1 pseudogene is annotated in these 3,554 nt (G+C 37.1%); it reads right to left on the bottom strand.

The annotated features are described in order from the left end of the window. Nucleotides 1–3,554 (bottom strand): annotated as a pseudogene (locus BMZ09_RS16245) (hypothetical protein); the annotation flags it as partial.

Here is a 3,554-nt window from a genome sequence, read left to right as displayed (position 1 = left end):
GGTGTGAAGAAATGTGGGTAATCCATTATTGATACCGGTAAACTTGTTTCTCCACATCCATTAATATCTCTTACGGTTACCACGTGATCTCCTGCGCTTACATCTGTAAAGGTGTATGTACCATCGTTTGGCACGTTAACTTCCCATGGACCATCGTCAATACTAAATTCGAATGCTGAAACACCACTTCCTGTTGCTGTCACTAAAATATTGTGTACTTCAGCAAAGGCTTCTGTTAAGACTTCGGCCTCTAGTGTTGGTGGTTCGCTTTCTTCAACTATAGTTGTTGCTATTGTTTCGCACATGGTTGTACTACTTGAGCTTATGTCCGTAACAATTACAGTATAGTTACCGCCTTGTGTTGGCTCTAAACTACTTCCTGTTTCTCCTGGGATTGTAGTAGTTTCTAATAACCACTCAAAGCTATAATCGGTTGTGTTTAATCCTGTGTCTATTATTGGTGCACTTACTACTTCTGTTCCGTTAGTGTTAATACATAATATGTAACTAGCCTCTAACTCAACTTCTGGTAATGGGTTTACTTGTAATGTTACTTCTGCTGTTTCGTAACACACTGAAGTATCTACCATAGCACCTGTTCCTGAACCATCATCTGCCATAGTATCGTTATCTACACGCACATAAACCACTTGTGGGTTAATCGTGTTTTCATATAACATTGGTAATGGTGATACACCTGCATCTGCATCTGCTTGACTAGCATAGTAGCTTACAATATAGTTTGCTGGATCTTGACCATCTAATACATCAGGATTTAATGTTGTTAAATCAAATGGCATACTGTCGTTTGTAGTATCGCCATCTGTTTCCATAGTATCATCACACAACTCATATAAAATTGGAGTCATATCAGGATTGGCTTGTGCTGCTTCCTGTACTTCGATTGTAAAACTTGTTCGTACATCACAACCCGTTAGGTTATTGGTAATATCTACCGAGATTACCTCTGGGTTAGTGGCATTGGTGTAGTTTGATGGTGTTGCAATGCTAGTCCCATCGGCTGCGAAAAATGTTACTGTAAAATCTGTAGCACTTTGCGTCCCTAAGATTTCGTCTATTTTAGTTTCTAAATCAAAAGCATAAGCCCCATCATTAAATAACTCGCAATAAATATAATCTTCAATTGGGCTAACCTCTGGTAATGGATTAACTATGATATCAAAACTAACAATTGTATAACATCCTGTTCCACCTGTTCCTGTTTCATCGGTTCCGTTAGTCACACGCACATAAATAGTTTGTGGTGTTATAGCGGTTCCTGGATTTGTAGGATCTTCATTGCTATGCATTGTTGGATCAACTATTGGTGTTGTTCCCATTAATGCCTCATCTAAATCTGTGTAGTAACTTAAATGTCTTGGATCACTTGGATTGCTTCCTTCTCCGTTTAAAATTACAGCTGCGTCTTGCGTTAAGTCAAAAAGCTCTATTAAATCATTTGGTCCTACCACATCTACATCATCACATAATATAATATCATTTGGATTTTCCAATGGTGTTGGATTTGGTAACACACGGATGGTTAATGTTGTAAATGAGAAACATCCTGTATTAGAATCGGTAACTCTAACATAAACCGTTTGAGGGTTTGCAGGATTAGTTCCCACCATCATGTTGGTATATAATGTTGGGTCTGCAATTACGTTTACATCTGCTTGTGCATCTGCTTGTGTTTCGTAATAAGCAACTGTCCAACTTACGTTTCCTGCTGTGATTTCATCATCTTTAAGTGTTAAATCAAATGTGGCCATGTCATCATTATTTTCATAATAATTAGCATCTAATTCGTCACAAATAGCTAGTGGTGTTGGTTGTACTAATACCGGTGGGAAATCCACTATTATTTCGAATTGCCCTGTTGTGACACAACCATTAGCATTACTTACTAATCTGATATAGATGGTTTGTTGCCCACTAGTTGTATTGGTATAGTTACCCGTGTTTACTATTGGACTATTTCCACTTGCTGCGTTTAATGCTGTAGTATGATAGGTTAATGTAAAATCTGCTGGGTTTTGTGTGCCTAAGATTTGTGGTGTCATTACCGTATCAAAATCAAATTGATTAAAACCATCATTATTATCATCACACACAACATAATCGTCTAGTGTTACTGGTACTACAGGAGATAATTGTACTTCTAATGGTAAAACAACTATTGTAAAACAGCCTGTAATATCATTTTCTGCACGTACATATACCATTTGGTTTGTCGCTACAATATTTGTATATGGACTAATTAATGGGTTGATAGCACTAATAGCATCTGCTTCTGTTTCGTGGTAGCTAATACTTACGTCTGGTTCTCCATTTAATATACTTGACGTTTGGCTATCCAAATCAAAACTTGCAAAACCATCGTTATCAATATCACATTCTAATAAAGCTGTTGGATTAGCTTCTGGTGATGGTGTTGGGTTAACGTCTAATCTAAAGGTTATTGTACTAACACAACCGGTAATATCATTTTCTGCTCTTACAAATACAGATTGTGCATTAGCGACATTAGTATAAGGACTAAAGATTTGATCTGAAGCGGTTGCATTGTCGGCACCTGCTTGTGTGAAGTAATACGTTAATGTAATTCCTGTTTGACCATTTAAGATTTCTGCATTAGCATCTTCTAAGGTAAACTCTTCCTGCGCTAACGCTGGTACTTCACCTGGTAAATCGTTATCATTACATAAAACTAATGGTGATGCTTGCAATAATACTGGTAATGGATTTACTATTAAGGCCATTGTTGTTATTGTAGAACATCCGTTGGCATTGTCCGCTATTACGACCCAAACAGTATCCATATTGGGTGTAGTATTAGTATAAGCGTTTGGTGTTGCTATGGCATTTTGAGGTACTGCTGCGTCTGCTGCAGTCGCATAATAGGTAATACTATAATCTGTTGCTGCTAAATCGTTAGTGGCATCGGTATCTAATTGATTAAGTATTTCAGGATTATTTAATTCTAAATCAAATTGCGCTAAACCATCTGCATCCGTATCACAAACTTCTAATGGACTTGGGTCCGTAATTTGTGGTGTAGGATTAACAATTAATACCAACTCTTCAAAACTAGCACAAGACGTGGCAATAGTTGCACTTTCCACACGAACATAAATGGTCTGAGTGTTCTCTGAAATATTATTATATGGACTTGTTACCGGGTTAACATTAAGTAATGCATCACTAGATGTTTCATGATATGTTACTGTTAATCCTGGTGCGCCTGCTGTAATTTCTGCTTCAGCATCTGTTAACATAAAAACACCATAACCATCACTATCTGGATCACAGAATGTTAAATCTGTAGGGTCAAATGTTACTGGCGCTTGCTCTACTTCTAACTGTAATGTTGTTGTTGTAAAACATGTTGTATTAACATCCATAACTCTTACAAATACAATTTGTGGGTTACTAATATTATCGTAAGGTATTGCCAATGCATTAGTCCCTGAATCTGCTTCCGCTTGTGTTAAATAATAACTTACTGCGTATGCAGGGTTACCACCACTTATTTCGTTGTTTTTAAGACTTAA

It is taken from the genome of Olleya namhaensis (assembly GCF_900114005.1).
GTDB lineage: Bacteria > Bacteroidota > Bacteroidia > Flavobacteriales > Flavobacteriaceae > Olleya > Olleya namhaensis.
This window is presented reverse-complemented; position numbering and strand designations above follow the sequence as displayed.